Source organism: Desertihabitans aurantiacus, from assembly GCF_003344635.1.
In the GTDB taxonomy this organism is placed as follows: Bacteria; Actinomycetota; Actinomycetes; order Propionibacteriales; family Propionibacteriaceae; genus Desertihabitans; species Desertihabitans aurantiacus.
The window spans coordinates 1-12,548 of record NZ_QPKK01000106.1 but is presented as its reverse complement, the minus strand read 5'-3'; the positions used below and the strand labels follow the sequence as shown (position 1 = coordinate 12,548).

Annotated in this window: 12 protein-coding genes and 1 pseudogene; 5 read left to right on the top strand and 8 right to left on the bottom strand. The window is 73.4% G+C overall.

The genetic code is table 11. The features are described from left to right. Positions 1–95 precede the first annotated feature (95 nt). From DVA66_RS10330 to DVA66_RS10305, 6 genes are read right to left on the bottom strand one after another with little or no spacing between them, the layout of a single operon-like run. On the bottom strand, positions 96–374 hold the full coding sequence (locus DVA66_RS10330; RefSeq protein ID WP_114560012.1) for a hypothetical protein: 279 nt from the start codon (positions 372–374) through the stop codon (positions 96–98). After that, positions 371–2,038 carry an L-glutamate gamma-semialdehyde dehydrogenase gene (pruA, locus tag DVA66_RS10325; RefSeq protein WP_114560011.1) on the bottom strand — a complete coding sequence of 556 codons (1,668 nt, stop codon included), beginning with the start codon at positions 2,036–2,038 and terminating at the stop codon, positions 371–373. Before pruA ends, DVA66_RS10330 begins: the two co-directional genes overlap by 4 nt. Before the next feature lie 15 nt (positions 2,039–2,053). Next, positions 2,054–3,115, bottom strand: coding sequence for a non-homologous end joining protein Ku (gene ku / locus DVA66_RS10320; RefSeq protein WP_114560010.1), 1,062 nt, complete (start codon positions 3,113–3,115; stop codon positions 2,054–2,056). 60 nt (positions 3,116–3,175) lie between these two features. Further along, on the bottom strand, positions 3,176–3,682 hold the full coding sequence (locus DVA66_RS10315) for a DUF6912 family protein (protein ID WP_157973943.1): 507 nt from the start codon (positions 3,680–3,682) through the stop codon (positions 3,176–3,178). Positions 3,683–3,713: 31 nt separating this feature from the next. Next, positions 3,714–4,274 carry a histidine phosphatase family protein gene (locus DVA66_RS10310; RefSeq protein WP_114560008.1) on the bottom strand — a complete coding sequence of 187 codons (561 nt, stop codon included), beginning with the start codon at positions 4,272–4,274 and terminating at the stop codon, positions 3,714–3,716. Then, the gene (locus tag DVA66_RS10305; protein WP_114560007.1) at positions 4,274–5,233 is read right to left on the bottom strand and encodes an acyltransferase domain-containing protein; all 960 of its coding nucleotides are present in this window, start codon (positions 5,231–5,233) and stop codon (positions 4,274–4,276) included. Before DVA66_RS10305 ends, DVA66_RS10310 begins: the two co-directional genes overlap by 1 nt. A gap of 42 nt (positions 5,234–5,275) precedes the next feature. Here DVA66_RS10305 and DVA66_RS10300 point away from each other — a divergent pair, with 42 nt between their 5' ends. Together DVA66_RS10300 and corA are read left to right on the top strand one after the other, a co-directional pair. Next, complete coding sequence (locus DVA66_RS10300; RefSeq protein WP_114560006.1) at positions 5,276–6,781, top strand: aminopeptidase P family protein; 1,506 nt, start codon at positions 5,276–5,278, stop codon at positions 6,779–6,781. Beyond that, the gene (gene corA / locus DVA66_RS10295; RefSeq protein ID WP_198671646.1) at positions 6,778–7,845 is read left to right on the top strand and encodes a magnesium/cobalt transporter CorA; all 1,068 of its coding nucleotides are present in this window, start codon (positions 6,778–6,780) and stop codon (positions 7,843–7,845) included. The genes DVA66_RS10300 and corA overlap by 4 nt, the downstream gene beginning before the upstream one ends. Before the next feature lie 13 nt (positions 7,846–7,858). Here corA and DVA66_RS10290 read toward each other — a convergent pair whose 3' ends face one another. Continuing rightward, positions 7,859–8,872 (bottom strand): hydroxyacid dehydrogenase, encoded by a 1,014-nt coding sequence (locus DVA66_RS10290; RefSeq protein ID WP_232821882.1) that lies wholly within the window; start codon positions 8,870–8,872, stop codon positions 7,859–7,861. Then, positions 8,869–9,372, bottom strand: coding sequence for a general stress protein (locus DVA66_RS10285; RefSeq protein ID WP_114560005.1), 504 nt, complete (start codon positions 9,370–9,372; stop codon positions 8,869–8,871). Before DVA66_RS10285 ends, DVA66_RS10290 begins: the two co-directional genes overlap by 4 nt. Positions 9,373–9,429: 57 nt before the next feature. Between DVA66_RS10285 and DVA66_RS10280 the strand changes: the two genes are divergently transcribed. The 3 genes and pseudogenes from DVA66_RS10280 (at position 9,430) to DVA66_RS10270 (ending at position 12,538) form a co-directional block, all read left to right on the top strand. Further along, on the top strand, positions 9,430–10,749 hold the full coding sequence (locus DVA66_RS10280) for a magnesium transporter MgtE N-terminal domain-containing protein (protein ID WP_114560004.1): 1,320 nt from the start codon (positions 9,430–9,432) through the stop codon (positions 10,747–10,749). Next, a pseudogene (locus DVA66_RS10275) lies at positions 10,724–11,221 on the top strand (DUF1003 domain-containing protein); the annotation flags it as partial. The gene DVA66_RS10280 and the pseudogene DVA66_RS10275, both read left to right, overlap by 26 nt. 132 nt (positions 11,222–11,353) lie before the next feature. Next, on the top strand, positions 11,354–12,538 hold the full coding sequence (locus DVA66_RS10270; protein ID WP_198671645.1) for an Mrp/NBP35 family ATP-binding protein: 1,185 nt from the start codon (positions 11,354–11,356) through the stop codon (positions 12,536–12,538). The last annotated feature ends 10 nt before the right edge of the window (positions 12,539–12,548 follow it).

Here is a 12,548-nt window from a genome sequence, read left to right as displayed (position 1 = left end):
GCAAGCTCGAGCAGTCGGCGGCGCCGGCCGTGCTGGCCGCGGTGCAGACCCACGAGGAGGTCGGCCGCCGCTGGCTGGCCCGCGGCTGACCCGGCTCAGACCCCGTCGGCGTCCCGGTCCTGCGTCGGGACCGGGGCGCTGACGCCCGACATCGGGTCGGCGACCTCGAGCGCGACCCCCTCCTCTGCGGCGAGCTCGCGCAGCAGGTCCACCGGTGCGTCGGTCTGCACCACCTGGTGCCAGCCGCGCCCGTCGGCGGTCGGCTCCTGGCCGGCGTCGGCGGCGTAGCCGGCCGCGGTCAGCGTCGCCGCCAGCTCGGCGGCCACCGCCTCGTCGGAGGTGACCAGCCGGCCGACACCGGCCTCCCGGCTCATTCGGCCTCCCCCGGGTCGACCGCGTCCGCCGTCTCCGGTGCCATGTGCGGGTACTCCACCGTGGTCGGCGGCACCAGCGTCTCCTTGACCACCCGCGGGCTGACCCAGCGGATGAGGTTCCACATCGAGCCGGCCTTGTCGTTGGTGCCGGACGCCCGCGAGCCGCCGAAGGGCTGCTGGCCGACCACCGCACCGGTGGGCTTGTCGTTGACGTAGAAGTTGCCGGCGGCGTGCCGCAGCCGCTCGCTGGCGATCCGCACCGCGTCCCGGTCCTCGGCGATGACCGCGCCGGTCAGCCCGTACGGGGTGCCGGTGTCGACGGTGTGCAGCACCTGCTCGAAGTCGCCGTCGTCGTAGACGTGCACCGCGAGCAGCGGCCCGAAGTACTCGGTGGTGAAGACCTCCTGGGTGGGGTCGTCGGACTGCACCACGGTGGGCCGGACGTACCAGCCGGTGCTGTCGTCGGTGGTTCCGCCGGCCAGCACGTCGACCGCCGGGTTGGCGTGCGCCCGCCGCAGCGCCTCGTCCAGCCGGGTGAAGGAGCGCTGGTCGATGACCGCGGAGGTGAACCGGCTGAGGTCGCGGACGTCGCCGACGGTCAGCTCCTCGGTCTGGGTGAGGAGGTCGTCGCGCATCCGCTGCCAGACGCTGCGGGCGACGAAGGCCCGCGAGGCCGCCGAGCACTTCTGCCCCGAGTACTCGAAGGCGCCCCGGACCAGCGCGGTGCGGGCCACGTCGACGTCGGCGCTGGGGTGCACCACCACGAAGTCCTTGCCGCCGGTCTCGCCGACGACCCGGGGGTAGCTCGCGTAGCCGGCGATGTTCTCCCCGATGGTGCGCCACAGGTGCTGGAAGGTGGGCACCGAGCCGGTGAAGTGCAGCCCGGCCAGCGACGGCTCGGCCAGCACCACCTCCGAGACGGCCAGGCCGTCGCCGGGGAGCATGGTGATCACCCCGTCCGGCAGCCCGGCGGCGGTGAGCAGCTCCATGGTGAAGGAGGCGGCCAGCTGCTGGGTGGGGCTGGGCTTCCAGATCACGGTGTTGCCCATCAGCGCCGGCGCGGTGGGCAGGTTGCCGGCGATGGCGGTGAAGTTGAACGGGGTGACGGCGTAGACGAAGCCGTCCAGCGGGCGGTAGTCGACCCGGTTCCACACCCCGGGTGAGGACACCGGCTGCTCGGCGTGGATCCGCTCGGCGAAGGCGACGTTGAAGCGGAGGAAGTCGACCAGCTCGCAGGCGGAGTCGATCTCGGCCTGCTGCACCGTCTTGCCCTGACCCAGCATGGTGGCGGCGTTGAGGGTGTCGCGCCACGGCCCGGCCAGCAGCTCGGCCGCACGCAGGAAGATCGCGGCGCGCTCGTCCAGGCTGGTGCGCGCCCACGCCGGCGCGGCGGCAGTGGCGGCGCGGACGGCGTCGCGGGCGTCGGTCTGGTCGCTGTGGCGGGCCCGGCCGAGCACGTGGTGGTGGTCGGAGGGCATCGTCACCTCGAACGCCTCGCCACCGCCGAGGCGTCGCTCCGACCCGATCGCGGCGGTCAGCTCCACCGGGCCGGCCGAGACCAGCTCCTCCAGCCGGCGCACCAGGCTGGCCCGCTCCGGCGACCCCGGCGCGTACCCCCGGACGGGCTCGTTCACAGCCGGGGGGACGGTGGTGCGCGCATCCATGGCCGCGACCCTAGCTCAGCTGGCCTTCTTGGCCGCCGTCGTGCTCTTGCGGGTGCTGGTCTTCTTCGCCGCGGTCCGGGTGGTCTTCCCGGCCGCCGTCTTCTTGGCCGTGGTGGTCTTGGCCGTGGTGGTCTTGGCCGCGGTCTTCTTCGCCGGGGTGGTCTTCTTCCCGGTGCCGCCGTCGGAGGCGGCGGTCTTCCGGGTGCTCGTCCGGCTCCCGCTGCTCCGCCCGCCGGAGGAGCCGGTGCTGGCCTCGGCAGCGGCGGCGCCGTCGCCGGCGGATCCCCCGCCGCCCTCTCGCCGCTTGCGAGCCGCCTCCACCGAGGCCCGCAGCGCGGCCACCAGGTCGACCACCTCGGCCTCCCCGCCGGCGTCGGCCTCCTCGGTCGGGATGGCCTGGCCGCTGAGCTTGGACTCCACCAGCGTCTCCAGCGCCTCGCGGTAGGCGTCGGAGTACTGCTCGGGCTCGAACGGGCCGGAGAGGGCGTCGATGAACGAGCCGGCCATGGTGATCTCGGCGTCGCTGACCGAGATGTCCTCCGACGGCGCAGCGAACTCCCCGCTGCGCAGCTCGTCGGGCCACAGGATGGTGTGCATGAGCAGCAGGTCGTCCTTGGCCCGGATCATCGCCAGGGTCTCCCGCGAGCGCAGCGCCACCTTGACGATGGCGACCCGCCCGCTCTGCACCAGGGCGTCGCGCAGCAGCACGTAGGGCTTGGCGCCCGGGCCGTCGGCCTCGAGGAAGTAGGTGCGGTCGATGTAGGTCGGGTCGACCTCCTCGGCCTCGACGAACTGGACCACGTCGACGGCCTTGGTGGTGCGCAGCGGCAGCTGGTCGAAGTCCTCCTTCTCCAGCACCGCCAGCCGCCCGTCGGGGGTCTCGTAGCCCTTGGCGATCTCGGCGTAGGGGATCTCCTTGCCGCAGACGTCGCAGACGCGCTTGTACCGGATCCGGCCCCCGTCCTCGGGGTGGACCTGGCGGAAGGAGATGTCCTTCTGCTCGGTCGCGCCGTACAGCTTGACCGGGATGCTGATCAGCCCGAAGGAGATCGCGCCCTTCCAGATCGAACGTGGCATGGGCTCAGTCTGGCACCCGCCACCCCCGCTGTCTGCGGCGCGGCGGCGGGGTGCGGGAGGTCAGCCGGCCAGGACCGCCGAGACCGCCTCCCGCTCGGTGGGCAGGTACCACAGCAGCGGGTGCTCGGCGAGCAGCTCGGCCACCTGCTCGGGGCGCTGCGGCTCGGCCAGCCGGAGCGGGTCGTCGGCCAGCACCGACCGGGCCCGCTCGACCGCCGGCCGGGCCTCGGCCTCGTCGACGAAGACCGCGGTCACCCGCTCCCAGTCGAAGGGGCGCAGCCGGACCAGCCCACTGCGCTCGTCGACCACCTCGACCGCGTCGGCGTCGGCATCGACGGCCAGCACGACCCGCTGGGCGGCACCCTCGAGCAGGCTGTCCAGCGAGGCCAGCTCCTGGGCGAGGTAGTCCAGCTCCTCGGTGGCATCGGCCGCCAGCCCGTGGCCGCGGGCCAGTGCGCCGGTGGCCGTCCGCCCGCCCAGCTCCTCCAGGGTGCCCGCCGTGGCCAGCAGCTCCAGCCGCTGCGGCACCGTCGCGCAGAACACCATCCGCCGTTCCCGTCCTCGCACGGTCGGTCAGCCTAGTGCGGTCGGGCCGGCCTCAGGCGTTCCAGCTGCGCAGCGCCGGCAGGCCCTTGTGCTCGCCGAGCACCGAGACGGTGCCGGTCTCGAGCGGGAAGGAGTCCCCACGCTCCAGCGGCAGCTCCAGCCAGAGCAGGGCCAGCGCGCGGGAGGCGTGGCCGTGGCCGAAGCAGATCGCCCGCTCCACCCCGCTGCTGCGCACCCGCTCGATCACCCGGCCGAGCCGCACCGTGATCTGCTCCGCGGTCTCCCCACCGGGCGAGGGGTGGGTCCACACCGTCCAGCCCGGGACGTCCTCGCGGATGGTCGCGCTGGTCAGGCCCTCGTAGTCGCCGTAGTCCCACTCGACCAGGTCCTCGGTCAGCTCGACCTCGTCGAACCCGGCCAGCCGGGCGGTCTCGGTGGCGCGCTCCCGCGGGCTGGACAGCACCAGCCCGAAGTCGAGCCCGGCCAGCCGCGGCCGGACCGCCTCGGCCTCCTGCCGGCCGACGTCGGTCAGCGCCAGGTCGGTGGTGGAGGTGTGCCGGCCGTCGCGGCTCCACTCCGTCTGCCCGTGCCGCACCAGGTAGAGCTCGGTCATCATGCCTCCGGGGTCGGCTCGGGCAGGCCCGGGTCGGGTAGGTCGGTGTGGCCCTCGACGCTGCGCCAGCCGCGACCGTCGCGGATCCGCTGCACCACCAGCCGCTGCAGGCTGGTCTGCTGGGGAAGGCTGTCGAGGTCGACGTCGCCGCGGCGGCGGAAGGTGAAGAACAGCGCGTCGCCGTCGCCGGGCCAGCTGCGCCCGGTCGGCGTCCAGCGCTGCTGGAAGGTGGCCATGTTGGAGCCGGGCAGGCCCTCGGCCAGGGCCGGGTCGAGCAGCCAGGAGGAGCAGTGCAGCTCCTCCGCCGGGTGGTCGGGGTGGTGGCGGGCGAAGAAGTCGCGGGCGCGGGCGAAGGAGTCGTCCACGACGTCCGGGCCGAGCGGTCCGCTCTCGGGGATGTGCACCGACAGCACCCACCGGCCGGGCTGGACGGTGCCCGCCTCGTCGGTGCGCTGGCGCAGGTTGAACTGGAGCCGTCCGAGCCAGTGCAGCGCGCCGGACCAGGCCCAGGTCAGCCACTCCTGGGTGTGCAGCCCGAAGCCGCCGAAGGTGCGCCGGTGCACCCACACCTGCTGGCCCAGGTCGGACAGCGTGCGCCAGGTCTGCTCCTCGCCGATCCCGTGCCGCTGGTGGAAGGCCCGGACCTCTCCGGTGGCGGCCAGCAGGGCCACCAGCGCCAGCCCGGCCTGCACGGTCGTGCCGTCGGGACGGGTCACGTCGAGGCGGGCGGGGTCGTCGCCGAAGACCGACCCGCGGCTCTCGGTGAAGTCGCCGACCACCCCGGCCAGGGCCTCCGCGTGCTCGGCGACGACGTCACGGGCGGCCGGGTCGCTGAGCACCTGCTCGACCAGCGCGGCGGTGTCGGCGGCGTCGTCGGGACGCAGCCCCAGCAGCTCCGCGAGCCGCGGGGCGGTCCAGCCGGCCAGCCGGTCCTGCAGGTGGTCGGTGGAGACGCGCACGCGCCCACTCTAGGGGGCGCCGGCGGTGGCAGAATGCCGGGAGTGAGCGAGAAGCAACCGAAGCTGCCCAACCGCCAGACCCCCTTCTCCGAGGCGTTCAAGGCGTTCATCCCCACCGGGTGGGCCCCCTACGACGCCACCCCGAAGGACCGGCTGCCCGCCTCGGTGGCCGCCGAGGACCGGCGCGCCGCGCTGTCTCGGCTCTTCCCCGGGGAGCGGCTGGTGGTGCCGGCCGGCGGGCTCAAGGTGCGCTCCAACGACACCGACTACCGCTACCGGCCGCACTCGGCCTTCGCCCACCTCACCGGTCTGGGCACCGACCGCGAACCGGACGCCGTCCTGGTGCTCGAGCCGGCACCCGATGGCGGCCACGAGGCGGTGCTGTACTTCATGCCGCGCGCGCCGCGGGAGGCCGAGCAGTTCTACGCCGACGCCCGGTACGGCGAGATGTGGGTCGGGCAGCGGGAGTCGCTGGAGGAGATGGAGCAGCTCACCGGGTTGCGCTGCGTGCCGGTCAGCGAGCTCGCCGAGGCGCTGGCCAAGGAGGCCGACAGCGTCCGCGTGCGCATCCTCCGCGACGCCGACCCGGCGCTCGCCGCGCAGGTCGACGCCATCCGCGAGCGGGCCGGCCAGCAGCAGGACCAGACCGAGCAGACCGAGACCGACCAGGAGCGCGACGCCGAGCTGACGGTCGCGCTGAGCGAGCTGCGGCTGGTCAAGGACGCCTTCGAGGTCGAGCAGATGCGCACCGCCTGCGCCGTCACCGCCGAGGGCTTCGAGGCGGTGGTGGCCGCGCTGCCCGAGGCGGTCCGCCGCGGCCGCGGCGAGCGCTGGGTGGAGGGTGTGTTCGCCCTGCACGCCCGCCACGCCGGCAACGCGGTCGGCTACGACACCATCGCCGCGGCCGGTGACCACGCCAACACCCTGCACTGGATCCGCAACGACGGCGAGCTGGCCGAGGGCGACCTGCTGCTGCTGGACGCCGGCGTCGAGCTCGACACCCTCTACACCGCCGACATCACCCGCACCATGCCGGTCTCGGGACGTTTCACCGACGCCCAGCGCCGGGTCTACGAGGCGGTGCTGGAGGCGCAGGAGGCGGCGATGGCGGCCGCCCGTCCCGGGGTCACCTTCAAGAGCGTGCACGAGGCGGCGATCGCGGTCATCGCGCGCCACCTCGAGGAGTGGGGTCTGCTGCCCGTCAGCGCCGAGGAGAGCCTCGGGCCCGACGGCGGTCAGCACCGCCGCTGGATGGTGCACGGCACCTCCCACCACCTCGGCATCGACGTGCACGACTGCGCCCAGGCCCGCACCGAGCACTACCGCGAGGGCACCCTGGCCGAGGGCATGGTCATCACCGTCGAGCCCGGGCTGTACTTCAAGAGCACCGACCTGCTGGTGCCCGAGGAGCTCCGTGGGATCGGGGTGCGGATCGAGGACGACGTCCTCATCACCGCCGACGGCTGCGAGAACCTCTCCGCCTCGCTGCCCCGCACCCCCGACGAGGTCGAGACCTGGATGGCGCCGCTGCTGGAGCGGGGGCGGTGAGCTCCCCGGCCCGGACGCCGCGGGTCCGGCAGCCCGCCGCGGCCCCGGCGACCGGGCCGGGACACACCCTCGACCGCGTGGTCGCCTGGGGCTGGTACGTCGACGGCCGGCTGCAGGACTGCGCGGACCTGGCCGAGGCGACGGCGCAGGCCCAGCAGGGGCACGGATTCGTCTGGCTCGGGCTGCACGATCCGAGCGACGCCGACATGCAGACCTTCGCCGAGCAGTTCGACCTGCACCCGCTGGCGATCGAGGACGCCGTCGAGGGCCACACCCGCTCCAAGGTGGAGCAGTTCGGCGACACCGTCTTCGTCGTCGCCTCCACGGTGAGGTACGTCGACCACGAGGGCGACATGACCGCCAGCTCCGAGCTGGTCAACACCGGCCAGATCATGGTCTTCTGCGGCCAGCACTTCGTGATGACGGTGCGCAAGGGCGGCCACGGCCACCTCGGCGACCTGCGGCGCCGGGTCAACACCGACCCGGGTCTGCTGCAGCACGGCCCCACCTCGGTGCTCTACGGCGTCCTCGACCTCGTCATCGACACCTACCTCGACGTCGTCGCCGCCATCGAGGAGGACGTGGACGAGGTGGAGGAGGCGGTCTTCTCCCCCGACAGCCACGACGACGCCAACCGCACCTACCGGCTCAAGCGCGAGCTGATCGAGTTCAAGCGGGCGGTGGTGCCCCTCGGCGCGGCCCTGCAGGCCCTGGCCACCCGGGAGGAGCTGGCGCTGCCGCCGGAGTCGCGGGCCTACTTCCGCGAGCTGGCCGACCACCACGCGCAGGCCAAGGAGTCCATCCTCAGCTTCGACGAGGTGCTCACCTCGATCCTGCAGTTCGCCCAGGCCCGGGCCAGCACGGTGGACAACCAGGACATGCGCCGGCTGTCGGCCTGGGTGGCGATGGTCGCCGTGCCCACCCTGATCGCCGGCGTCTACGGGATGAACTTCACCTTCATGCCCGAGCTGGGCTGGCGCTACGGCTACCCGATGGCGCTGGCCCTGATGGTCGGCTCGGTGCTCGCGCTGGCGGCCTACTTCAAACGCAAGCGCTGGCTGTAGGGCCGCCGACGTCTCAGGCGCTGCGGTCGAGCTCGTCGCGCCGCACCGGACGGGCCAGCGGCTCACCGCGGGCCAGCCGCTGGAGCTCCTGCAGCGCCCCGTCGGTCATCCGGCGCGCCTCGGTGTCCAGCGAGCCGGCCACGTGCGGGGTGAGCATCACGTTGGGCAGGTCGTACAGCGGGGAGTCCGCCGGCAGCGGCTCGGGGTCGGTGACGTCGAGCACCGCGTGCAGCCGGCCGCTGACGCACTCGGCCTCCAGGGCGGCGGTGTCGACCAGCGCCCCGCGGGCGGTGTTGATGACGGTCGCGTGGTCGGGCAGCGCGGCCAGCTGCTCGGCCCCGATCATGTGCCTGGTGCTGGGCAGGTCGGGGGCGTGGATCGACAGCACGTCCAGCCGCGGCAGCACCTCGGCCAGGTCGACCAGGCTGGCGCCGGCCGCGCGCACCTCGTCGGGGTCGGCGTAGGGGTCGGAGACGAGCACCGTCGGGTCGTGCAGCTGGCGCAGCAGGGCGGCCACCCGGCGTCCGACCCGGGAGAACCCGACCAGCCCGATGGTGAGCCCGGAGTTGCTCAGCCGACCGCGGGCGTGCCGGTAGGACCAGTCGGTGCGGGAGGTGCGGGCGTCGGCGGCCAGGAACGGCGCCTTCTTGCCCGCCATGATGATCGCGGCCAGGGTGAACTCGGCCACCGGCTCGGCGTTGAGGTCGGCGCTGGTCGACACCTCGACGCCGCGCTCCCACAGCGCGTCGGTGACGAACCCGCGGACGCTGCCCGCACAGTGCAGCACCGCCCGCAGCCGCGGCATCCGCTCCAGCGCGGCGGCGTCCAGCACCGGTGCACCCCAGCCGGTCAGCAGCACCTCGGTGGCGGCCAGGTCGGCGGCGTCGGCGCTGTCGAGGTCGGGCACCCACGGCTCGGCCGGCACCGCGGCCAGCGAGCGCAGCCGGGCCACCCGGGCGTCGTCGAACTGCATCTCCCAGGCGCGGCGGCCCATCACCGCCAGCGCGCGCGGCGTGGCGCCGCTCACTCGAAGGCCCGGGCGCGCTCGCCCGGCATGGTGTCGAGCAGCTCGCGGGCCTGCTGGGCCACCTTGTGCTCACTCATCAGCTCGTAGCGGGTGGCGATGGTCTGACTGAGCGACTCGAAGTCGCGGCGCCCGCCGCTGAGGCCGTAGGCGACCGCCTGCATGATCACGTTGAGCACGATGCCGAGCAGCACCGCAACCAGCACCACCACCAGCGCGTTCGGCGACGGGACGAACAGCATGAACAGCAGCCCGAACAGCAGACCCACCGAGATGCCGGCGGTGACGCCGCGGAGGATCACCGAGCCCCAGGTGCGGCGCCCGGTGACCCGCTCGACCGACTTGAGGTCGGTGCCGACGATGGCCAGGTTCTCCACCGCGAACTTCTGGTCGGCGAGGAAGTCGACCGCCTTCTGGGCCTGCGCGTAGTCGTCGTAGATCCGCACCGACTGGGGGAACTTGAGCTTGAAGAGCGAGCCCATCGACGGCTGGTTCAGCGACATGCGATCAATCTAGCCGACCGCTCTGCCGGCAGCGTGGGGCGAGATAGTGTCCTGGACGTGAGTGGCTCCTCCGTCTTCATCTCGCGGATCCGCGGGCTGCCGGTCGTGGACACCGACGGTGACCAGATCGGCAAGCTGCGCGACGTCGTGGTGGGGTTCCGTCCGGGCGTCCAGGCGCCGCGGGTGCGGGGGCTGGTGGTCGAGCTGTTCGCCCGGCAGCGGATCTTCGTGCCGATGCTGCGGGTGCACTCGGTGGACGCGGTGCAGGTGGTCATCTCCGGCGTGGTCAACACCCGCCGCTTCTCCCGCCGCGACGCCGAGACGCTGGTGGTCGACGACCTGGTGGACCAGCCGGTGCGCCGGCGCGGGCACCCCGGGCCGCAGGTGGTCTACGACGTCTCCATGCGCGAGGTGCGCAACCGGGAGTGGGAGCTGGCCGAGGTGGCGGTGCGGGAGCGCTCCGGCGGCCGCTTCCGCCGGCGCAGCCACGTCACCATCGTCGACTGGCGTGACGTGGTGGTGGGCGTCCAGCAGACCGGCCAGGAGACCGAGCAGCTGGTGGCGCGGATGGAGGACATGAAGCCCGCCGACATCGCCCGCGAGCTGCACGACCTCTCCCCCGCCCGCCGCGCCGACGTGGTCCGCGCGCTGTCGGACGAGGTGCTGGCCGACGCGCTGGGCGAGCTGCCCGAGGACGAGCAGGTCGAGCTGATCTCCTCCCTCGAGACCGAGCGCGCCGCCGACGTGCTGGAGGAGATGGACGCCGACGACGCCGCCGACCTGATCGGCGAGCTGGCCCCCGACCTGGCCGAGCGGCTGCTGGGCGAGATGGAGACCGAGGACGCCGAGGACGTCCGCCGCCTGCTGAGCTACGAGGAGTCCACCGCCGGCGGTCTGATGACGCCGGAGCCGGTGATCGTGGCCACCGGCGCGACCGTCTCGGAGGCGCTGGCGCTGGTGCGGGCGGAGGACCTGACGCCGGCGCTGGCGAGCATGGTCTACGTCTGCCGCAGCCCCTACGAGACGCCGACCGGGCCCTTCGTCGGCGGGGTGCACTTCCAGCGGCTGCTGCGCGAGCCGCCCTCGACGCTGGTCTCGGCGCTGGTCGACTCCGACCTCGAACCGCTGAAGGCCAGCTCGACGCTGGCCGAGGTCAGCCGCTACTTCGCGACCTACAACCTGGTCTGCGCGCCGGTGGTCGACCCCGACAACCACCTGCTCGGCGCCGTCACCGTCGACGACGTGCTGGACCACATGCTGCCCGAGGACTGGCGCGGCGACCAGATGGACGGGATGACGCCGGTGGACGACGAGGTCGCCCCGGCCGGACCTGCGGGAGGGAGGGCCACCGATGGCCAGAGGGACCGGCTCGGCTGACCGGCTGAACACCCCCGGACGCCGTCGGCGCAGCCTGCTGCCGCGGTTCCGGGTCGACCAGGACACCTTCGGCCGCTTCGCCGAGGGTTTTGCCCGCTACATGGGGACCGCGCGCTTCCTCGCCTGGATGACGGTGATCATCATCGTCTGGCTGGTGTACAACCTCACCGCCGGCGAGGCCGCACCCGACCCGTTCCCCTTCATCTTCCTCACCCTGCTGCTCTCGCTGCAGGCCTCCTACGCCGCCCCGCTCATCCTGCTGGCGCAGAACCGCCAGGAGGCCCGGGACCGGATCAGCCTGGAGGACGACCGGCGCCAGGCCGCCCAGTCCCGCGACGACATGGACTTCCTGGCCCGCGAGATCGCCGGGCTGCGGATGAGCGTCGGTGAGCTGGCCACCCGCGAGTTCATCCGCGCCGAGGTGCGCAACGAGCTGCGGGCGCTGCTGGCCGAGCTCGACGGCGAGGACGCCGAATCCGCCGAGGGCGGCCAGCCGCGGTCGAAGGGGAGCCGGAAGAAGGGGCGGAAGAAGGACGCCGTCCGCGCCGGTGAGGAGTCGGACGAGGGATTCGGGACGGGGAGCACCGGCGGGTAGCCTGGCTCGGTGCCCGAGCGTGTGACGAACTCCCCCGACCACCCCCTGCTGCCCGCGATCGACCGGGCCCTGGCGACCGTCCAGGACCCCGAGATCAAGCGACCCATCACCGAGCTGGGGATGGTCGCCGCCGTCGACATCGACGCCGACTCCCGGGTGCGGGTGGAGGTGCTGCTGACCATCGCCGGCTGCCCGCTCAAGGGCACCCTGACCCGCGACGTGACCGAGGCCGTCGGGGCCGTCCCCGGGGTCGCCGCGGTGGAGGTCGAGCTCGGCGTGATGAGCGCGGAGCAGCGGGCCGCGCTCAAGCAGCTCCTCACCGCCGGCCAGGCCGACCGGGAGATCACCTTCGCCCGTCCCGACAGCCTCACCCGGGTGATCGCGGTCGCCTCCGGCAAGGGCGGCGTCGGCAAGTCCTCGGTGACGGTGAACCTGGCGCTGGCGCTGGCCCGCCGGGGTCTCAGCGTGGGGGTGCTGGACGCCGACGTCTACGGCCACTCGGTGCCGGCCATGCTCGGTGTCGCCGACTCCCGCCCCACCTCGGTGGAGGAGATGATCCTGCCGGTCCCGACCATGGGCCTGAAGGTGATGTCGATCGGCATGCTCAAGCCGCGGCGCGACCAGGTGGTGGCCTGGCGCGGGCCGATCCTCGACCGGGCCATCCAGCAGATGCTGGCCGACGTCTACTGGGGTGATCTCGACCACCTGCTCATCGACCTGCCGCCCGGCACCGGCGACGTGGCCATCTCGCTGGGCCAGAAGCTGCCCAACGCCGAGGTGCTGGTGGTGACCACCCCGCAGCAGGCCGCCGCCGAGGTGGCCGAGCGGGCCGGGACGATGGCCTCGATGATGAACCAGCGGGTGGTCGGCGTGGTCGAGAACATGTCCGGGCTGGTGCTGGACTGCCCGCACTGCGGTCAGAGCCACACCACCGACGTCTTCGGCACCGGCGGCGGTGAGGAGGTCGCCTCCGCGCTGACCACCCGGGTCGGCTACGACGTGCCGGTGCTGGCGCGGGTGCCGCTCGACCCGAGGCTGCGGGTCGGCGGCGACGAGGGCTCCCCCGTGGTGGCCGAGGCCGACCCGGACCCGCGGGGCGCGGCCGCCCAGCTGCTCGCGCTGGCCGACCGGCTGGCCCCCCGCTCGCGTCCGCTGCAGGGTCTGCAGCTCGGGCTCAGCCCCGTCGGTCGCTGACGCCGGGGCG